The sequence below is a fragment of the Stenotrophomonas sp. LARHCG68 genome (assembly GCF_052871705.1).
This window is the reverse complement of sequence record NZ_JBIXJV010000002.1, coordinates 811,376-831,487: the sequence shown is the minus strand read 5'-3', so window position 1 is coordinate 831,487 and position 20,112 is coordinate 811,376. Positions and strand designations below refer to the sequence as shown.

13 protein-coding genes and 1 pseudogene are annotated in these 20,112 nt (G+C 67.7%); 5 read left to right on the top strand and 9 right to left on the bottom strand.

Going from position 1 to position 20,112, the window contains the following annotated elements:
* The first annotated feature begins 745 nt into the window (after positions 1-745).
* The gene (locus ACIPR8_RS11010) at positions 746-1,936 is read left to right on the top strand and encodes a benzoate/H(+) symporter BenE family transporter (RefSeq protein ID WP_446541047.1); all 1,191 of its coding nucleotides are present in this window, start codon (positions 746-748) and stop codon (positions 1,934-1,936) included.
* Here ACIPR8_RS11010 and ACIPR8_RS11005 read toward each other — a convergent pair.
* The 3 genes from ACIPR8_RS11005 to ACIPR8_RS10995 all read right to left on the bottom strand — a co-directional run bounded on the left by ACIPR8_RS11005 (position 1,933) and on the right by ACIPR8_RS10995 (position 5,920).
* Complete coding sequence (locus ACIPR8_RS11005; protein WP_446541046.1) at positions 1,933-2,652, bottom strand: DUF4339 domain-containing protein; 720 nt, start codon at positions 2,650-2,652, stop codon at positions 1,933-1,935. The two genes, ACIPR8_RS11010 and ACIPR8_RS11005, sit on opposite strands and share 4 nt — an antisense overlap.
* Before the next feature lie 182 nt (positions 2,653-2,834).
* Complete coding sequence (locus ACIPR8_RS11000; RefSeq protein WP_446541063.1) at positions 2,835-4,979, bottom strand: lytic murein transglycosylase; 2,145 nt, start codon at positions 4,977-4,979, stop codon at positions 2,835-2,837.
* A 548-nt stretch (positions 4,980-5,527) separates the two neighbouring features.
* Positions 5,528-5,920, bottom strand: a complete 393-nt coding sequence (locus tag ACIPR8_RS10995; protein WP_446541045.1) for a YchJ family metal-binding protein — start codon at positions 5,918-5,920, stop codon at positions 5,528-5,530.
* 85 nt (positions 5,921-6,005) lie between these two features.
* On the opposite strand from ACIPR8_RS10995, the gene ACIPR8_RS10990 reads away from it, so the two are divergent.
* From ACIPR8_RS10990 to ACIPR8_RS10975, 4 genes are all read left to right on the top strand, one after another.
* Positions 6,006-6,785: a sulfite exporter TauE/SafE family protein gene (locus ACIPR8_RS10990; protein ID WP_132864099.1), complete on the top strand. Its 780-nt coding sequence runs from the start codon at positions 6,006-6,008 to the stop codon at positions 6,783-6,785.
* Positions 6,786-6,886: 101 nt separating this feature from the next.
* Positions 6,887-8,521, top strand: coding sequence for an EAL domain-containing protein (locus tag ACIPR8_RS10985; RefSeq protein WP_446541044.1), 1,635 nt, complete (start codon positions 6,887-6,889; stop codon positions 8,519-8,521).
* A gap of 77 nt (positions 8,522-8,598) precedes the next feature.
* Complete coding sequence (locus ACIPR8_RS10980; RefSeq protein WP_446541043.1) at positions 8,599-9,342, top strand: SDR family NAD(P)-dependent oxidoreductase; 744 nt, start codon at positions 8,599-8,601, stop codon at positions 9,340-9,342.
* A gap of 218 nt (positions 9,343-9,560) precedes the next feature.
* Positions 9,561-12,431: a TonB-dependent receptor gene (locus tag ACIPR8_RS10975; protein ID WP_446541042.1), complete on the top strand. Its 2,871-nt coding sequence runs from the start codon at positions 9,561-9,563 to the stop codon at positions 12,429-12,431.
* 149 nt (positions 12,432-12,580) lie between these two features.
* On the opposite strand, the gene ACIPR8_RS10970 is transcribed toward ACIPR8_RS10975, so the two are convergent.
* From ACIPR8_RS10970 to ACIPR8_RS10945, 6 genes and pseudogenes are all read right to left on the bottom strand, one after another.
* Positions 12,581-12,958, bottom strand: a complete 378-nt coding sequence (locus ACIPR8_RS10970) for an MAPEG family protein (RefSeq protein WP_446541041.1) — start codon at positions 12,956-12,958, stop codon at positions 12,581-12,583.
* 149 nt (positions 12,959-13,107) lie between these two features.
* A pseudogene (locus ACIPR8_RS10965) lies at positions 13,108-16,578 on the bottom strand (ATP-binding protein); the annotation flags it as partial.
* Positions 16,579-16,648: 70 nt separating this feature from the next.
* Positions 16,649-17,371 (bottom strand): DUF4194 domain-containing protein, encoded by a 723-nt coding sequence (locus ACIPR8_RS10960; protein WP_446541040.1) that lies wholly within the window; start codon positions 17,369-17,371, stop codon positions 16,649-16,651.
* Positions 17,358-18,827 carry a DUF3375 domain-containing protein gene (locus ACIPR8_RS10955; protein WP_446541039.1) on the bottom strand — a complete coding sequence of 490 codons (1,470 nt, stop codon included), beginning with the start codon at positions 18,825-18,827 and terminating at the stop codon, positions 17,358-17,360. Before ACIPR8_RS10955 ends, ACIPR8_RS10960 begins: the two co-directional genes overlap by 14 nt.
* A 22-nt stretch (positions 18,828-18,849) precedes the next feature.
* Positions 18,850-19,449, bottom strand: a complete 600-nt coding sequence (folE, locus tag ACIPR8_RS10950; protein ID WP_132864091.1) for a GTP cyclohydrolase I FolE — start codon at positions 19,447-19,449, stop codon at positions 18,850-18,852.
* 123 nt (positions 19,450-19,572) lie between these two features.
* A complete protein-coding gene (locus ACIPR8_RS10945) occupies positions 19,573-20,088 on the bottom strand; it encodes a DUF3828 domain-containing protein (protein WP_446541038.1) in 516 nt (171 codons plus the stop codon).
* Positions 20,089-20,112: the final 24 nt, after the last annotated feature.

The following is a 20,112-nucleotide window of genomic DNA, read 5'->3' as shown; positions in this document are numbered from 1 at the left end:
TTAAAACTACATGTCCGAAGACAATAACTTTAGCTGCAGAAATTCAACCACTGGCAACGTTTCGCTTGCATTAAAACAATTGAATCATTGCTTGATTAAACGTCTGCAAGATGGACAGTCATCCACTCCTGCAGGCGTCCTCACAAGATACCTGCGCATACTTTCAAAGAACCTCGAATCAGGCCTCAGCGCCGTCTTCGTAGGCTGCGACGTTTCCGTCGTAGCGAGCCGCCCATTATAACCGGCTTTTCCGTTTCGTCAACACCTCGTTTCGAGGAAGTTGACTCAACTGCTTCTCCGCCGCCCGAAGGCATCTCGTTGAAGCGAGCCGCCTACTTTAGCAGGCTTTTCGTTTCCGTCAACACCTTTTTGCGAGGCGGTTGGCGCTGCTTCTTGGCGGTGGTCACCGAAGTGGCCGGCGCCGTGAAGCGAGGGAGCGAATTCTAGACATCTTTGTGAAAAGCGCAATCACTTTGTGTGCCTTTGCAGCAAATTCCTTGCTGAAGCCAGATTCGGCAAGGTTTTGGGCTGATTGAGAGCGAAATCGGATGACGGAGCGCTTCTTTATATGAGTGGCCACGCCCTGGCGTGCCCAGCTGCTGGCGCTGCTTCGGCCTTGCTTGTGGGTGCTTTGGTGCTGCGATTTCGTTCTGCCCTCACCCCAACCCCTCTCCCGCAGAGCGGGAGAGGGGCTCTGACAGCTTTCGTCGGCCACAATGCGGGTTGATCCGGGGTTGTGCGACTGATGACTGACTTTTCTGCTCGTTCGTTCTTCAAAGACATTTCGCTGCCTGCAGTGATTGCCGGCTTCATCACCGTTCTGGTGGGTTTCGCCAGTTCGGCGGTGATCGTGTTCCAGGCAGCACAGTCCGTTGGAGCCGACCAAGTCGAAATAGCCTCGTGGATGTGGGCGCTCGGCATCGGTATGGGCGTGACCTGCATTGGCTTGTCGCTGCGCTACCGCATGCCGGTGGTGACGGCATGGTCCACGCCAGGCGCGGCGATGCTGGTGGTGGGCGCAAGCACGCTGCCCTTGTCCGATGCCATTGGTGCGTTTGTGCTGGCAGCGTTGCTGGCGACGGTGGCCGGCTTCTCCGGTGTGTTCGAAAAGGCGATGCGGCGAATTCCGGTCTCGCTGGCGTCGGGCATGTTGGCCGGTGTCTTGTTGCGCTTTGGGCTGGATGTATTCGTGTCGGTGGGAACGCAACCGCTGTTGGTGCTGGCGATGCTCGCGACCTACCTGCTGGGGCGACGGCTGCTGCCACGCTATGCGGTGATCGCGACCTTGCTGGTGGGCGTGGCCATCGCCGCCGGCAAGGGATTGATGCACGTGGACCAGGTGCAGTTGCAGTTGGCGCGCCCCGTGTTCACCATGCCGACGCTGTCATGGGCGGCGGTGTTCGGCATCGCCCTGCCCTTGTTCATCGTGACCATGGCCTCACAGAACGTGCCGGGCGTGGCTGTGCTGAAGGCCTCCGGCTATGACGCGCCGGTGTCGCCGGTGGTGGGCTGGATTGGTGCGGTCAACATGGTGCTGGCGCCGTTCGGCGGCTATGCCTTGAACCTGGCGGCGATCACCGCCGCGATCTGCATGGGCCGTGACGTGCATGAGGACCCGGCGCGGCGCTATACGGCGGCGGTGAGCGCCGGTGCGTTCTATATCGTCATCGGCCTGTTCGGGGCGACGGTGGCGGCGGTGTTCGCGGCGTTCCCGAAGGAACTGGTGGCGGCGCTGGCCGGTATTGCCTTGCTGGGCACGATCGGCAACAGCCTGGCCGTTGCGATGCGAGAGGAAGTGGAACGCGAGCCGGCGCTGGTGACGTTTCTGGTGACCGCTTCCGGGTTGTCGATGGCCGGGATTGGATCGGCGTTCTGGGGATTGGTGGCGGGCGTGCTATGCCTGCTGTTGCTCCGCACGCCCGCACGCGGACGTTAGCTGATCAGCGCCACCAGCACGATGTTGGCAACCAGGAACAACCCCAGCCCACCCAACGCGGCAGCGATGTTGGTGCCGCCGCGCAGAGCCAGTTCCGCGCGCAGTGCATGCGACCCGCCGGCATGGCTGGACCTGATCTGCAGGATCAGCCGCTCGGTATGGCGCAGATAGAGCTGGTTGCCCCACGCACCAGCGGCGACCGGGAAGGCGAAATTGAGCAGTAGCGAGATGCCATCGGGAATCCCCAGCAGGCCTTCCAGCAGTGAGACGAGCAGGACGCCCAGCAACCACAGCCCCGCCACGCCATACATCTTGCGGTGAAGCATCCAGAACGCGCCGCACAGGAAGGCAGGCCAGTTCCAGGTGCCGGTGGCGTCGCCCCCCTCATCCAGATGCCATTTGCGGCGGTAGACCTCGAAGTTCGGGCCGACGAAGTCGGCGTACGCCTGCAGCTTGTCCGGTAGCACACTCGCTTCCGGTACCCCGACCACGTCGGAGCCGGGCGCGGCATACGGATTGGAGGCCGATACCTCCGCCGTCACGCCGAGCGATTCGCTGAGATCCTGCAACGGCTGCCACTGCTCCATTCCTTCGCGCCACAGCGGCGAGGACGGCCGCAGTTGGCCATCGGCCAGCAGCTGCCGGATCTGCACGGCGGCGACCGGCCCCTGACGGGCGTTCTGGGCATCGGCGTAGTACCACACGGTCTGGTTCATCACATCGTCCTTGAAGCGGTAGTGTCGAATGCGTCCCGACCTCATGTGGAACGCTGCGCCGACTCTACCTGCCGGCGCCGCAGACACGCTATCGGACCGGTCCCAAAGCAGTCTTCATTTCCAGCCCCCGGATGCGACGCCGGCATGCATCCGTTGCGGTGCGCGAACCAGCCGCGGCAGGCTTAGAGCGGCTTTACCTCGAAGACCTGCTTGAGGGTGTGGCGGCCGCCGGGGGCCAGTTCGATCACGTCCGGGCCGACGTTGCCGGCCTCCACGCAGACGTAGTTGCGCCATGCGTCGCCGATGTCGTCCATCTTCGCGGCCTGGGCTTGGCCGGCGTTCCAGACCACGGCGCTGCGGCTGCCACTGGTGGTGATGTCGATGGCGCGCTTGAAGCCAGGATCGCGCAGGACGTAGTGGCCGGCGGCCTGGGTGTAGATGCGGTCGCTGCGGCCCGGGTCGCGCGGATCGCGCAGGTTCCAGTCGCCCTGCTGGACGTGGGCGTTGCCGTTGTCGAGCTTGTCCAGGTAGGTCAGGCCGTCCAGGCCGGTGACGTCGACCTTCAGTGCATCGCTGACGTTGAAGTAGTTGTGCAGCGCCTGGGTGATGCTGGTGGGCTGGGTGCCGGTGTTCTCGGTTGTCAGCTCCTGCTCCAGCGTGCGGCCGATGCGCAGCACCATCTGCAGCTTGAGGTTGAGGTTGTCCAGCGGCGGCGGGGCCAGGGTCAGCACGAGGCTCCCATCGGCCTCGCGGCGGGCATCACGCAGTTCCCACGCCACGGTGCGGACGAAGCCGTGCGAAGGCACGTCGTTGCCCTGCCCCTGGCGCGAGAAGTACGGCCAGCACACCGGGCTGCCACCGCGGATGGGCGTGGGCGGCTGCTTGGCGCTGGGCGAGAGCCACATCACGTCCTGGCCGCCCTTGGGTACGAAGGACAGCAGCTGGCCACCGAACACGCTGATGGCGGCGGTGGAGAACGGCGTTTCCACCTTCCAGGCGGTGAAGCCATTGAAATCGCCTGTGCTCAGGCCCTGCACATCCTTCATTGCGAGATTGCTCCGTACGATCGGGGATTGGACGAGTTGGAGGTAGTTGGCCGGCAGTTGGAACGCCGTGGGCGCCGCCGGTTTGGCGTCGCGCAGCGCCTGCAGGATGCGGGTGCCGGCACGGCCGTCGGCGGATTTCCAGCCCAGCCGCTGCTGTTCGAGCTGGATGGCGCGACGGCTGGCGGTACCGATCATGCCGTCGGCCGCACCGATGGCATGGCCGCGTGCCAGCAACAGGGTCTGCAACTGGCGGCGCTCGTCACGGCCCAGGCCCGGGTCGTCGGTGGGCCAGGCGGCGCGCAGGCCGCTGCCGCCACGCAAGCGGTCGGCCAGGGTGGCGATGGCGAGCGCATAGCTTTCGGCGGCGTTGTAGGAATAGATGGCGTCGTAGTTGCGGAACACCAGCAAGGCCGGGCCCTTGGCGCCGGCTGGCAGCAGCAACGCGGCGTTGGCGTCATCGGTGATGGCCGGGACCTGCAGTGGACTGCCATCGACCAGGGTGATGCCGCGTGTGCGCCAGTCCGCCAGCGGCTTGCGCTTGGTGCGTCCGGCCAGGCTGGCATCGAAGCCGGCCGGAACGCGTACTTCCACGCCCCAGGGCTGGCCGGTGCGCCAGCCGGACTGCTTGAGGTAGTTGGCGGTGGAAGCCAGTGCGTCGGGGATGCTGGCGACCAGGTCGCGACGGCCATCGCCATCCCCGTCGACCGCGATGCGGGCGTAGGTGGAGGGCATGAACTGGGTATGGCCGAAGGCGCCGGCCCACGACCCGGTGAGTCCGGCCGGATTGAGGTCGCCCTTGTCGAGCAGCTTGAGCAGGGCCAGCAGTTCGCCCTTGAAGAAGGGTTGGCGGCGACCGTTGCAGGACAGCGTGGCCAGCGACTGCAGCAGCGGACGCTTGCCGAATACGCGGCCGTAGTCGCTCTCCACGCCCCAGACCGCGACGACGGTGGCCGGATCGACGCCGTATTGGGTGGCGATCCGCTCGAGCAGCGCGCGGTGCTCGGTGAGGCGGGCGCGACCGTCGTTGATGCGCTGGGTGTCGACCAGTGAGGCCAGGTAGTCCCAGATCGGCGTGGTGAACTCGGGCTGGGCGTCGAGCAGCGGCAGCACGCTGAGATCGGGAGTGACGTCGGCGAAGAGTTGGTCGAAGCGCTCGGCGCTGATGCCCTGGGCGGCGGCGCTGGTCCGCAACGCGGTGCCGCAGCTGCCGAAGTCGCTGGTGGCCGCCGCCGCGGACGTGGCCAGGGTGAGGACGGCCAGTGCCGAGGCTGCGCGCATCATCAGGGGTGCTTTCATCGGCCGGGCTCCTTGCGTGGGGCTTGATGATACGCGGAGCGATGGAAGGGGCTGGCGGTTCGGGAGTTGGGGTGACTGGAGCCGCGTGGCTTCTGTTGCGCCGTCGTCATGTGCTGGGTTGGGTGGTCAGCGCTGGAAGCGACCCCTCCCCGGCCCTCCCCTTGGCGTTGCCAATGGGAGGGGGCTTAAGAGCGCGGGGCGCTGTGGCCTTCCTGCTGGAAGCGACCCCTCCCTGGCCCTCCCCTTGGCGTTGCCAAAGGGAGGGGGCTTAAGGCGCGGGGCGCTGTGGCCTTCCTGCTGGAAGCGACCCCTCCCCATCCCTCCCCTTGGCGTTGCCAATGGGAGGGGGCTTAAGAGCGCGGGGCGCTGTGGCCTTCCTGCTGAAAGCGACTCCTCCCCGGCCCTCCTCTTGGCTTTGCCAAAGGGAGGGGGCTTAAGACGCGGGGCGCTGTGGCCTTCCTGCTGAAAGCGACCCCTCCCCGGCCCTCCTCTTGGCGTTGCCAAAGGGAGGGGTTGAGAAGCGGGCTTTGGGGTTACACGGCGTCGAGGTAGTACCAGCGGCCGTCGATGCGTTGGAAACGGCTGTGCTCGGTCATCTTCACCGCGCTGCCACCACCGACACGGTAGCGGGCGATGAATTCGACCTCGGCCGTCGCCTCGCCAGTGACGAGGTGACGCTTCACGCTCAGGCCCAGCCATTGGGTGCGCTGGCCGGGGGCGTCTTCCAGCGACAGGGTTTGCGGGCGGGTGTCCGGGTGCCAGCTGGCCAGCAGGTAGTCCACGTCCTTGAGCACGTAGGCGCTGTAGCGCGAACGCATCAGTGCCTCGGCATCGGGAGCGGCTTCGCCGGCGTGGTAGCGGCCGCAGCAGCGGGCGTAAGTGAGCGCCCGCCCGCAGGGGCACGGTGAGGTCGGAGTGATCTGCATGGCGCATTTTCCCACCGATGCCACCTGCCACTCCAGCGGGCCCGGCAAGGGCGCGTATGCTGTCGCGCCCTGCGCCGGAATCCCCATGCTGGAACTGCTGCCGCCCGAGCTGCCCTGGTTGCTGGTGATCGCCTTCATCGCCGGGCTGGTGGATGCGGCGGTCGGCGGCGGCGGGCTGATCCAGCTGCCGGGGCTGTTCACCACCCTGCCCCAGCACACCCCGGCGGCCCTGCTGGGCACCAACAAGTTCAGCTCGATGTTCGGCACCGGCGCGTCGGCCTGGCGCTATGCGCGCTCGGTGCGCTTCCCTTGGCGGCCGGTGCTGCTGGCCGCGGCGGCGGCATTCGCCTGCTCGTTCCTGGGCGCGACCGCGGTGACGCTGCTGTCCAAGGATGCGGTGCGTCCGCTGGTGCTGACCCTGCTGATCGTGATGCTGGGTTACACGCTGGCCAAGAAGGATTTCGGCGCGATGCACCGGCCCCGCGAAGTCGGGCGCCGGGAGCTGGTGATCGCGCTGGTCATGGGCGGGGTGATCGGCTTCTACGATGGCTTCTTCGGCCCGGGCACCGGCAGCTTCCTGATCTTCCTGTTCGTGCGCTTCTTCGGGCTGGATTTCCTGCGCGCCTCGGCCGCCTCCAAGGTGGTGAACCTGGCCACCAACGTGGCGGCGATCTCATTCTTCCTGCCCAGCGGCAACGTGCTGCTGGTGTTCGCCGTGCCGATGGCCGTGGTCAACGTGCTGGGCGCGGTGACCGGTACCCGGCTGGCGCTGCGCGGCGGTACCCCGTTGATCCGTAAACTTTTCCTGGTGCTGGTGGTGGTGCTGATCACGCGCATGGCCTGGGACACCTTCAGCGGCCCGTGACGGCACCTGCACATGGCTGAATCCCGGCCGCTGAAATTCCGCCGGATCCATCACATAGTCGCGGCCGAGGATCCGCCGCCGGACGCAGGGAAGGGCTTGGGATGAAGAGCCGATATCGTATTGCCGCATTGCTGCTGCTCGCCGGCATGCTGCTGGCCTGCCTGCCGGTACTGTTTTCGGCGCAGCAGGCGCGCAAGCAGGCAATCCGGGAACGGTTTGCCCAGCTTGATGACACCGCCGCGCACCTGGAACGTCAGGTCCGCGATACCGCCAGCCTGCTGCGGCAACTGCGGCAGCAGATGCATGCCCGCAGCGACGACCCCTGCAGTGCCGAGGGCGTGGCGCTGATGCAGCGGTTCGTGATGAGCTCGCAGATCGTCAAGAGCGCGATGTTCCTGGACGGCACCCGGGTGCTCTGTTCCTCCAACAGCGCGGTGACCAACAACCTGCTGCTCGGGCCGCCGCCGGTGGTCCAGCCCGACGGCACGCTGATCCATTCGCAGGTGCGCATCCGCGGCGTAGCGCAGCGGCAATACGTGCTGCTGGTCAAGGATGGCTACGGGCTGCTGGCCTATCCGGACGGCCTGATCGCGCCGTTCTCCCGCCCCAACGTGTCGATGGGATTGTTCAGCACTCACACCGGCGCGTGGCTGGCGCGCTACGGGCACCTGCAGGAAGCCTGGGCCGCGGCCAACGGCCCGGCCGCCGGCCAGGCGCATTACCTGGACATGGACAGCGGCTACATGGTGGTGCGGCGGGTGGTGCCGCCGGGGACCACCGGCACGGTCGTGGCCAGCCCGCTGGCGTCGATCGACACGCGCGTGTCGCAGTTCGCGCATTGGTTCCTGCCGGCCGGCGTGCTGGCCGGGCTGGTGGTGCTCGGCGCGGCCTGGCTGATCAGCCGGCGCCAGCTCTCGGCCCGAGCCGAACTGCTGCATGCGATCAACAAGGGGCACCTGTTCCTGCTGTACCAACCGGTGTTCGACCTGGTCGATGACACCTGCGTGGGTGCCGAGGCGCTGCTGCGCTGGCAGCACGAGGACGGCAAGGTGGTGACGCCGGACCTGTTCATTCCCTTCGCCGAGGACGCCGGGCTGATCCATCTGGTCAGCCGACGCGTGCTGGAACTGGTGGTCAAGGACCTGAGCGGCTTCCTGCGCCAGCATCCGGGCTTCCACATCAGCGTGAACCTGTCTCCGCAGGACCTGCAGTCGCCGCGCACCCCGCGCCTGCTGGCCGAGATGCAGGCGGCGATCGGCCCGGGGTGCGGCCGCTTCGTGGTCGAGGCCACCGAGCGCGGCCTGCTGGAGAGGACCAGCGCCCTGGAAGTGCTGCTGGCGATCCGCGGACTGGGCATCGAGCTGGCGGTGGATGACTTCGGCACCGGCTACTCCAGCCTCTCCTACCTGACCACGTACCCGTTCGACATCCTCAAGATCGACAAGAGCTTCACCCATACCGCCTGCACCGAATCGGTGACCAGCAGCGTGGCCGACCACATCATCGACCTGGCCCGCAGCCTGGGCATGCGGACGTTGGTGGAAGGCATCGAGACCCGCGAGCAGGCCACGTTCTTCCGCCAACGCGGCGTGCGCTACGGCCAGGGCTACCTGTTCAGCAAGCCCCTGGGTGCGGCGGAGCTGTTCGCCTTCGTGCCCGCGCATTCGCGCCCGGACCAGCATGCCCGGCCGGCGCCGGTTGGCCCCCTGCCCCGGCGCCGGCCAACACCGGATTGATCGACCTCAATGCATCGTCCCACTGATGCGGCGATGCTGGCTTCCTCGCGGGATGGCCGCGGTCGTGGAGCAGTGCCATGCAGCAGGATTTCCAGGGACGCATCGCGCTGGTGACCGGCGCGGCTTCAGGCATCGGCGAAGCCGTGGTCCGCCAGCTGGCCGCGCGCGGGGCGCAGGTACTGGCCGCCGACATCGACGGTGACGCGGCCACCGCGGTGGCGATGTCGCTGGGTGATCGGGTGATGCCGTTGCGCGTGGACGTCAGCGACCCGGATGCCGTGCGCCACATGGTGCAGGCCGGCGTGGAGCGTTTCGGCGCACTGCACCTGGCGGTGAACAACGCCGGCATCGGCGGGGCCAGCCTGCAGACCGCCGATTACCCGCTGGAGGAATGGCACCGCGTGCTGGGCGTGAACCTGCATGGGGTGTTCTACGCGATGAAATACGAAGTGCCGGCGATCCTGGCCGCCGGTGGCGGCGCCATCGTCAACATGGCCTCGATCCTGGGCAGCAACGGCTGGGCCGGCTCGGCCGCCTATGTCGCCGCCAAGCACGCCCTGGTCGGCATGACCAAGAGCGCGGCCCTGGAGTACTCGGCTCAGGGCCTGCGGGTCAACGCGGTCGGCCCCGGCTTCATCGACACGCCGTTGCTGCAGGGCATGGACGCGCAGGCCTACGCCGGGCTGGTGGCGCTGCACCCGGCCGGGCGGCTGGGCACGGCCGACGAGGTGGCCGAGCTGACCTGCTTCCTGCTCTCGGACAAGGCCTCCTTCATCACCGGCAGCTACCACCTGGTCGACGGCGGCTACTCCGCCCGCTGACCACCGCGCCGCCGGCGCACCTGACATTGTGTGTTTGGCAGGGCCTGGCCCTGCCTTTTTTTGTGCCGGATTTCGCCAAAGTGCCATTTGTTGACACATGAATGCGGCTTTGTAGCACCTTCTTGTTGCCGCCGCCTAACGAATTGTTTACAAGTCGGTGACACCCGCCCCTACGGCGGGCCCACCAGAAGTAGTCCGGCATTCAGAGGAGCTTTCCGATGAAGTTGTCTTCGCTACGCACGCAACGCCTTGCCCACGCCGTACGGCTTTCCCTGTTGTTGCTCCCCGCCACGGCGGCCGCCCAGGACGCCACCGAGAACGCGCGCACCCTGGACACGATCCAGGTCACCGGTACCCGCATCAAGAAGGCCGAACTGGAAACCCAGGTGCCGGTGCAGGTGCTGTCCCGCGAGGCCATCGAACGCACCGGCTACACCTCGGTGGCCGACGTGGTCCAGCACCTCACCGCCAGCGGCGCCTCGCTGAGCACCAAGCTCAACTCCAGTGGCAACTTCGGCTTCCCGCCCGATGGCGGCGGCGTAGGTGCCGGCGCGGCCACGGTGGACCTGCGCCACCTCGGCCCCAAGCGCGTGCTGGTGCTGGTGGACGGCATCCGCTGGGTCAACGAATCGTCCGGCTCGGGGGTGGGCTCGTCGGTCGACCTGAACACCATTCCGCTGGCGCTGGTGGACCGCATCGAAGTGCTGGAGGACGGTGCCTCGTCGATCTACGGTTCCGACGCGATCGCCGGCGTGGTCAACATCATCACCAAGAAGGGCGCCGACGGTGGCCACGTCGAGGTGCAGTACGGCGACTACAACCTCAAGGGTGGCGGCACGACCGGGGTGGACTTCAGCTTCGGCAAGAGCGGCGAACGTACGCAGTGGATCGTGGGCGGCTCGTGGTTCAAGCAGAAGGAGATCGGCTCCAACGAGTACAAGTGGGCGCGCGAGCCGGTGCCGGGCACCGGCCTGGCCAATGGCAGCTCGGCCACGCCGCAGGGACGGCTGGTGTTCGCCGACCCCAGCGGCAACGTGTTCAACATCACCTCCAACACCGGTGTCACCTCGCCGCAGTTCGATCCCAGCCAGACCGGCTGCGCGCGCACCGATGACTACCATTGCTTCGGCACCCCGGACCGCTTCAACTTCGCCCCGTACAACCTGTTGCTGACCCCGAATGAGCGCAAGTCGGTGTTCGGCCAGGTGCGCTTCGAATTCACCCCGGCCGTCAGCGGCTGGTTCCGTGGCCTGTACAGCGAGCGCGAGTCGGCCAACCAGGCCGCGCCGGAACCGTTCTTCCTGGGCACCGACGCCGGCGTCTACAACGACTGGGCCGAGAAGAACCTGGTGATCTCGGCCAACAACCCCTACAACCCGTTCGGCTTCGACCTGACCACGATGGGCAGCGACCCGAACCTGTTCCTGATCGGGCGTCGCCCGGTGGAGGGCGGGCCGCGCCGCTACGAGCAGAAGGTGAAGACCTGGTACGTGGCGGCCGGGCTGGACGGCACCTTCGAGGTCAACCAGCGCACCTGGAACTGGGACATCAACGCGATGACCAGTGAAAGCAAGGCCACCCAGACCAACACCGGCAGCTACAACATCAAGCACATCAACCAGGCGCTGGGCGACCCGGCCGCCTGCGCGGCGATCGCCGGCTGCGTGCCGCTGAACATCTTCGGCGGGCCGGGCACGATCACCCCGGACATGCTGGCGTGGATCTCGCCGCTGGTGCGCGACCGCAGCAAGAACACGCTGAGCCTGGGTTCGGCCAACATCACCGGCGAGCTGTTCGACAACTGGGCCGGGCCGGTGTCCTTCGCCGCCGGTGCCGAGTGGCGCCGCTACAAGGGCGAATACCACCCTGACCCGATCACCGTGGCCGGCGAGTACAACGGCGTGCCGTCGGGCATCACCGTTGGCAGCTATACGGTGAAGGAAGCCTATGCGGAATTCGACGTGCCGCTGGCGCGTGGCGGTTTCTGGGGCAAGAGCCTGGACCTGAGCATCGCCGGCCGCTATTCGGACTACTCCACCTTCGGCGGCACCGGCACCGGCAAGATAGGCCTGCGTTGGCAGCCGGCCGACGAACTGCTGCTGCGCATGTCCTACGCGCAGGGCTTCCGCGCACCGTCGATCGGCGAGCTGTATGGCACGCTGAGCCGCTTCGACGCGACCCTGGTGGACCCGTGCAACAACGCCGCCTCCACCACGCCCAAGTGCGTGGCCGATGGCGTGCCGGCCGGCTACGAGCAGGCCAACCCGCAGATCTCGGTGGTCACTTCCGGCAACCGCGACCTGCAGCCGGAAGAAAGCCGCTCGTTCATGGCCGGTGCGGTGTGGAGCCCGGGCTGGGCCGAGAACAGCAGCTGGTCGAGCAAGCTGGACCTGGGCGTGACGTTCTACCGCCACACCATCGATGACGCGATCCAGGCACCGGATGCGCAGGCCATCCTCGACCGCTGCATCGATACCCGCGATGCCACCGCCTGTGCCAGCTACACGCGCAACGACCGCGGCCAGATCATCCGCTTCGAGGACATCCTGGCCAACCTGGGCACCATCAACACCAGTGGCTGGGACTTCACCGCGCATTGGCTGCTGCCGGAGACCGGCTGGGGCCAGCTCGGCTTCGACTGGAAGGCCACCTGGGTCACCCGTTACGAGCTGATCAACGAATCCGGCCAGGCCGAACCGAAGGCGCCGGGCGTGGAGATCAACGACAGCGCGATCCCGGAGTGGAGCTCGACGTTGACCACCAACTGGGACTTCCGCAACTGGAACGCGAGCTGGACGATGCGCTACATCGACCGCCTGCGCGAGCGCTGCGCCGGGGCCAATGGTTTCGACATCTGTACCGACAGCGCCAACGACCAGCATTGGCTGGGCGCCACCACGTACCACGACGCGCAGGTGAGCTGGCGCACCGATGCGTGGATGAAGGGCGTCAAGGTCACCGTGGGCGTCAACAACGTGTTCGACAAGAACCCGCCGATCTGCCTGAGCTGCACGCTCAATGGCTACGACCCGGGCACCTATGACCTGCCGGGCCGCTACAGCTACGCCAAGCTCAGCCTGGATTTCTGAGCCGGGTGAGGGAAACGACAAAGGGAGCCGCAAGGCTCCCTTTGTCGTTGGTGACGGGCATTCGGCTTCGGGATTGGCTGGAAACCGACACTGCTTCCGTAGCCCGCCTCTGCGCGATGGGATGGGCCGTCGGCTTCGCGGCCGGGCAATCAGCGCAGGATCGCGCCCGCCAGGGCCATCAGCAGCAGCGCGAGCACCGGCAGCATCGACAGGCCGAAGCCCAGGCCACGCCCCGCCGGGGCGGCGACGTAGGCGCGCCAGTAGATCAAGCGGCCAACCAGGTAGACCGCACCGATGCCCGCCGCCCATTCGGCCGGCCAGAAGCGGGCGGCGACGAACAACGACGGCAGCAGCGCGACCATCAGCTCCAGGGTGTTCATCTGCACGCGGTAGACGCGCTCGAAACCTTCATGGCCGGTGACGGCCGGCGCCTTCACGCCGTAACGGCCACGGGCGCGACCGACCAGGGTGGTGAAGAACAGGTATTGCACCACGACCAGCATGGCGACGATTTCCACGTAATGCATGGGGGAATCCTCGGAGGCGTTTGAGGGGACTGTAACGGAGGTGCGCGCGGGGTGGTGCGAGCGGATGTGGCATGGGCTTGGCGGCTGGACCCGCTCCTGCCGTGCTTCCTCCCTCGCCAGTGGCAAGGGAGGAATGCCGGGGCTTACTGCTCGGTGGCCGTGCTCTTCCTTGCCGGCTTCTTCTTCGGCGCGGCTTCGGCATCGGCTACCACGACTTCCCCGTCACCGGCCTCGTCCTGTTCGCGGGCGGCGGCGCCACGGGCGCGGGCCGGCAGCTTCAGGCGATTGGCCTCGTCGTCGTATTCGATCAGCAGCACGCCCGAATCGTGGCGACCGCTGATCTCGACGAAGCAGGCGCCACCAATGAACGGCTCCAGCGTCATCACCGACTTCAGCGGGGTGGCCACCACCATCTGGAAGCCGAAGTTCTCGAAGATGTTCATCGCCAGCGCGGTGAACTCGTTGTCGGCCTTGTCGAAGGCTTCGTCGAGCACCACGGCGGCGTAGCGCGGCAGTTCGCCGTCTTCGCCACCGAGCTGGTAACGCAGCGCCGCGGCCAGGCAGGTGGTGGCCAGCTTCTGGCGCTGGCCACCGGACTTGCCGGCGCCGCTGCGGTAGATCTCGACCTGCTCGCGGGTTTCACCGTCGAGCTCGACGCCGTAGAACTCCACGTGCTGGCGCACGTCCAGCACCTGCTCACGCCAGCGGCGCAGCTCTGGTTCCTGTGCACCGAGGCGGCGCACCAGGTCACGCAGCACGTTGAACTGGGTTTCGGCCAGCGAACGGTCTTCGGTCTGCTGGTGGGTCAGCACCGCGCGCAGCTGCAGCTGGAAGTCCTGCACTTCCGGCAGGCGCCGGTCGCTGACGTCGATGGCCAGCACGGTGCCGCGGTTGAACGGCACCTGCTCCAGCGAGGCGTTGACCTCGTCCATGCGCTGCTTGATCGCCTTGTGCGCCTCGGCGGTGTGGCGCTGCAGGGCGAGCAGGTTGTTCTTGCTCTGGGTCTGCAGCAGGTCGAAGAAGCGGCCTTCGTGGCGTGGCAGGCCGTCGCTCTCCAGGCGCTGCAGGCGTGCCAGGAAGTCATCGGCGCTGCTCAGCGACACCGTGAAGTCACCAGAGTCCTCCGGCCACTGCTGGCAGTACTTGCGGAAGCAGTCGAGCAGGTGCTGGGTGAGCTTGGCGTCGCGGCTCTGGCTCTGCCCCAGCTCCTCGGCCAGGCCACGCTCGATCACGCGGAAGTGGCTTTCCAGCGTATCCAGGTTGAAGCCCGGCAACGCCTCCAGGCGCTCGCCCAGGCCGTCACGCTGGGCATCGGTCAGCGGCGCACCGGCGACGCGGGCCGCGCCATTGTCACGCTGCTGTTCCAGCCGCACGCGCTCACGCGAAAGCTGCGCGCGTTCCAGCCGCACGTCCTCGTAGGTGCGCTTGGCCTGGTCGCGCAGGCCGCGGGTCAGCTCGATCTGCTGGCCGACGCGCGCCAACGCGTTGTCGCCCTCGCGCAGGTCCACCAGCTGCTCGTCGATATCGGCCAGGCGCTGCAGGCGCGGGCCGACGTCGATCTCGTCCCAGTCGCGCTCGACCAGCACGCGCGCGGCCAGCTGCTTTTCCTGCCCGCTCTCGCGCTGCTTGCGCAGCATGGCCACGTCCGACTCGCTGCGCGCGATGCGCTGCGCCAGCTCCTGCGCCTCGCGCTCGTAGACGCGGCGCTTGTCGCGGTTGTCGTGGCCCAGCATCCAGCGCTTGCGGTCGTTGACGGCGTGGCGGTCGTCCTTCTCGTAGCGATCGCCCGGGTGCTTGATCTGGCCTTCGCGGGTCAGTGCGCGGTCTTCGTTGCGCAGCTGGCTGGCGTTCTCCACGCAGGTGTAATCGAAGCGGCGCAGCAGTTCGTTATGGACCCAGTCGCCGAACACGTGGTCGCGCAGCTGCAGCTTGTGGATCAACGAACGCTTGTCCGGCTCGCGCGCATGCAGCGACTCGTTGTCGCGCACGCGGAAGTAGACCAGCTTGGTGCCCAGGTGGGTGCGGTTGGCCCACTCGGCCACCTGGCTGTGGTGCTTCTCATCGACCAGCAGCGACTGCGCGAAACCGTGCAGCACGCGCTCGATCGCGCCGCGCCAACCGATCTGGTCCTCGCGCACCTGGATCAGCTCGCCGACGAAGGGCAGCACCGATTCGGGCAGGCCGGTGTCGTCGCACAGGCGGGCGCGCATCTGCTGCAGCGGCGCCGGGATCGAGCTGGGCGCGGACTTGAGCGATTCCAGCTCCACGCGCAGCGCATTGAAACGCTTCTCGTCATCGCGACGCTCGGCCATGCGCTCGGCGATGGCATCGTCCACGGTGCCGGCACCGTCACGGCTGCCATCGATCAACGCACGTGCCTGTTCGACCTGCTCGGCGAACACCGAAGCGGTGTCGGCCAGCGACATGCCCAGCTGGCGGCACGCGGTTTCCAATTGCTTGCGGCGGCGCGCGCGTTCCTCGACCTCGCGCTCGACGCGGGTGCGCTCGCGCTCCAGTTCCTCGATGCGCTCGCCACCCTGCTCGCGCTGCTGGCGTTCCAGCTCAACCAGCTTCTGCTCGTGGTTGTCCAGCGCCTGGCGGCGCTGGCCTTCCTCGCCCATCAGCCCGCGGTCGGCCACCTCCACTTCCTTGAGGCGGTCATTGACCAGCTCCAGGCGCTTTTCCTCGCGGAAGCCATCAATGCCGATCTGCAGGTCGCGCAGGTTGGCCACGCCCTTGCGCAGCTCGGTCAGGTCCTGGTGGTAGTCGCGGGCCGGGGTCAACGTCTCGACCTGGCGGCGTGCAGTCACCACCGCGTGGTGGGCGCCGTCCAGCTCGGAGAAGTCCTCGACCAGGCGGTCGGCCGCTTCGAAGGTGCGCGGCTCTTCCAGCATGAAGCCGCGCAGGAAGGCGTTGAGGTCGCCCAGATTCTTGGCCGACTGCGTCTTGTGCAGCAGGCGCAGCGCCATGTCGTTGCCGATCCCCAGCAGGTGGCGGAAGCGCTCGGCGTAGCCGGCGAAGCTGTCGAAGTGGGCCACGTCCTCGCCCAGGCGCAGGCGCAGCTTGCGCAGGTCCAGGTCGAAGCCGTCGAGTTCGGCCAGGTCGAAGCGGCGCGGCACCACCATGTAGTGCTTGCGCACGTCGTTGGCGGAGGTGCCGGCGCCGTTGATCCAGAACATGCGGATGATCGACACCGCGTCGCCGCGGGCGTTGTGGTACTCCAGCGCCAGCGCGGTCCAGGTCGCGCCCTTGCGCAGGTACTGGGTGGCGATCTCGCCCGATGCGCTGTCCTGCTGGTCGGCCCAGGCGCCACGCACGTAGGACACCAGCGAGCGGTCGCGGCCGGAACGTTCGGCTTCGCGCGCGGCGGCGTTGAAGTCGACGATGCTCGGCGGCGTCAGCAGCGCGCTCATGCCATCAAGCAGGGTCGACTTGCCCGAACCGGAACGGCCCACGAACAGGAAGCCGCGCTCGGCGATCGGTACTTCGGTCAGGCCCGAGAACGTGCCCCAGTTGAGCACCTGCAGGCGGCGCATGCGGAACTGGTTCGCGCGGGCATCACTGGCCGGGTCGTTGAACAACGCGGCGGCGGGAAGCAGGGTGTGGGAAGCGGTGTCCATGCGGCTCATCCTTCAACCGCCGCGCCTGGCGCGACGGCGACAAACAAATGTGATTCGACGCGCGTGCGCGTCATTCGTCGGCGTCTTCGCCGGCGGCTTCGGCTTCGGCCTCGGCCGGCGCCGGCTCGCCTTCGCGCAGCTGGCGGTAGGCCTCGCCCAGGGTCTGCACGTCCTCGGCCGAGAACAGCAGCTTCAACGCCGGCGAGATCTCGTAGCGGTCCTCGCTGCCGCGCAGCTTGGACAGCAGCTGGTTCTCGCGCATCTTGGCGATCGCCGCGGCCACGCGCTTGCCGTAGCCGGCCTGGTCGGTGGAGACGTTCTTCTGGTAGATGCTCATCGCCTCGACCAGTTCCAGCTCCTCCACCACCGCGCGTTCGCCGCGGGTGTCGGCCTCGGCCAGCTGCTGGCGCAGGTGCAGCAACAGCACCGACTCGATGAAGGTCAGCGGCGCGCTGCGCAGCAGGGTCGGCGAATCCAGCTCGGCGGTATCGGCCTGGCGGGTGAAGGCGATGCCGCCGTCACGGTCCAGCACCAGTTCCAGGAACAGCTCGCACAGCAGGCTGCGCACCGCGTCCTCGTGGCGCAGCAACGCGGTCCACTGGGTCGGCTGGCGCTGCGCATCGACGCTGGGGCCGGCCAGCAGCTGGCACAGCGCGCGGCGCGCCTCGGCCGGCAGGCGGCCGGTGTCGCCCAGGAACAGCGCGCCGGTGTCCTTGTTGGTGGCCGGTGCGGCGGGTGCCGGTGCGGTCTGGCCTTCGCCTTCGTTCTCGATTTCGGTCTCAGACCAGTTCATCGCGTCTTTCCTTGAGGAACCACACCAGCGGCACGCGGGCACGCCGTGCCCTGCCGTCGCCGCCGGTCCATTCCACGGTTTCCAGTTGATCGCGCACCACCATGCCGTGGCGGGTGCCGATGGAGAGATAGCCGATCACGCTGCCCAGGCCCTGCCGCGCCGGCCGCTCGCGCAGCACCTGCGCGATGGACAGCTGCGGGCGGGTGCCGAGCAGCATGAACAGGTTGTCCTTGAGCGTGCGCACGTCGATCTCCGACTGAGCGACCAGGTCGCCGACGCTGTCCAGCGAGATCTCGGCCGCATCGGCCATGAAGATCGCCGTCTCGACCTGGTGGCAGCGCGGGTCGTGCAGGCGCCATTGGCCGATCGAGCGCAGGCGCGCGGCCGACAGCGGCAGCACGAAGCCGGTGGCGGCGGTAGGGTGCATGTCGTCGCGCAGCTGCAGCGCCTGGCCTTGCGCCTGCTTGAGCAGCTGGTTGAGGCGGCGCTGTTCCAGGTAACCACGGCTCTGCACGAAACCGCGCAGGCTGCGCGCGAAGTGCTGCATCACCTCGTGCACCTGGCCGCCGCGCTCGAGCAGGGTGCTGGTGAAGTTGCGCAGGAAGTTGCGCTCGTTGCGGTCCAGCTTGCGGGTGAAGCCACGGTCGAGCACCGCGTCCAGCGCGGCGTCGAGCTCGGCGCTGCGGCGCGGGTCGTTGAGCAGGTCCCAGAACGCCTGGAAGCTGCGCCCGGCATCGGATTCGCCGATCACGTCGACGCCGTTGAACAGGCGGTCGAGCACGTCGCCGCGCGCGCCTTCGTCGTCGATGATGCGCTCGCGGAAACGGCGGTTGAGCTGCTCGAAGTCATCGCGCACGCGGCGGAAGTCCTCGGCCAGGTCATCGGCCAGGCGGATCACGTCGCGGGTGCGTTCCAGCGCGCGCTTGCCGTCGAGGGTGGCGACCTTGCCGCTGGCGGCCTGGGCGATCTCCGCGTCGATGCGCTCACGCTCGGCGCGCAGCGCGGCCAGCCGTGCCTCGGGGTTGGTCTCGGTCTGCTGGGCCAGCTGCGAGAGCTGCTGCATGACCATCGACAGGCGGCTTTCGGTGGCCAGGCTGGCGTTGTGCTCGACCCCGGCGATGAAGCGGATGGCCTGCACCGCCTGGCGCGAGAGCTCGTACTCCTCCTCGCTCGCCCCTTCGGGCAGGCGCCGCTCCAGCCAGCCCTGCGACAGCCAGTAGGCGATGTAGGCCTGCGCGGTGCGCGGCAGCTCGACGTCGAGCTCCTCGGCGTTGAGCGCGTCCAGCTGCTGCTGCAGGCGCTCGGCCAGGATCGAGCCCGGCACGCGCCGGTCCGCTTCCAGCAACAGGCCCTGCAGCAGCCCGATCAACACCGGCGCGCGGTCGGAGGCCAGCAGTTTCCACAGCGGCTGCTCGCGCAGGCGCTGATAGCCGGCAATACGTTTGGGGTACTTCATCGACAGCGCGCGGGTCCTTGGCTTAGCGGCGGGCGTGGCCGACTTCGATGAAACGCAGGAACTCGGCGCGGGTGCGCGCGTCGTCATGGAAGGTGCCACGCATGCGCGAGGTGACCATGGACACGCCACGCTTGTGGATGCCACGGGTGGTCATGCACTCGTGCGAGCCTTCCACCACCACACCCACGCCCAGCGGCTGCAGCACGTCCTGGATGACATCGGCGATCTGCGCGGTCATCTTCTCCTGCACCTGGAAGCGGCGGGCATAGGCCTCGACCACGCGCGCCAGCTTGGAGATGCCGACCACGCGGCCGTTGGGCACGTAGCCGACGTGGACACGGCCCAGGATCGGCGCCATGTGGTGCTCGCAGTGGCTTTCGTACTCGATGTCGCGCAGCACGATCATCTCGTCGTAGCCGGCCACTTCCTCGAAGGTACGTGCCAGGTACTCGCGCGGGTCGTCCTGGTAGCCCTTGAACCAGTCGCCGTAGGCCTCGGCCACCCGGCGCGGGGTATCCAGCAGGCCTTCGCGGGCGGGATCTTCACCGGCCCAGCGCAGCAGGGTGCGCACGGCGTCTTCGGCCTGGGCCTGGGTGACGGGCGGGTTCTTGGAATCGGTCATTACAGACAGCGCTTGGATTACGGGGTGGACATGCTACCAGCCGGGCCCCGGAGGGGGCAGCACGGCGGGTTCACGGGGGCGGGGGCCTCCCTGTTCATGGCCTGCGTTCAGGTTCAGCCGCACTCAGGGTCGCTGTCGGGCCGTTTCGGTATCCCGCTCCAGCGCCTTCAGCAGGCTGGGTTCGGCCGGGCTGGCGATATCGGCGATGCGCCACTGGCCCTTCTGGCGGCTGAGGGTGAGATCCAGCGCCAGCGGTGCGACCGGATCGGCCAGATGGGCGGTGGCACGCAGCCGGCCGCCATCCAGCGGGGTGAGGGTGAAGGCCAGCTGGCGCAGGTCCTGCGCGGTGTCCTGGCATTGGCACAGCGGGTCGGCGTCGAGGTAGCCGACCTCGCCGTCATTGGCCTGGCTGTTGGCCTCCATCGCCGCCAGCAGCGCCGGGGCGTAGACCTGATCGTCGGGCAGCACGTCCTCCAGCGGCACGTCCGGGTAGTACGTGGCGTAGACCTGGGCCAGGAAGGCGCGGGCCTGGTCGAGGTCGGCGGCAGTACCCGTGGCGGCGGCGGGCGTGGCCGGCGGTTGCGGGGCGTTGCAGCCGGCCAGGGCCAGGGCGAGGGCCCACGTCCATGTGTTCTTCATCGTGCGGTCCTGATGGGAGGGGAT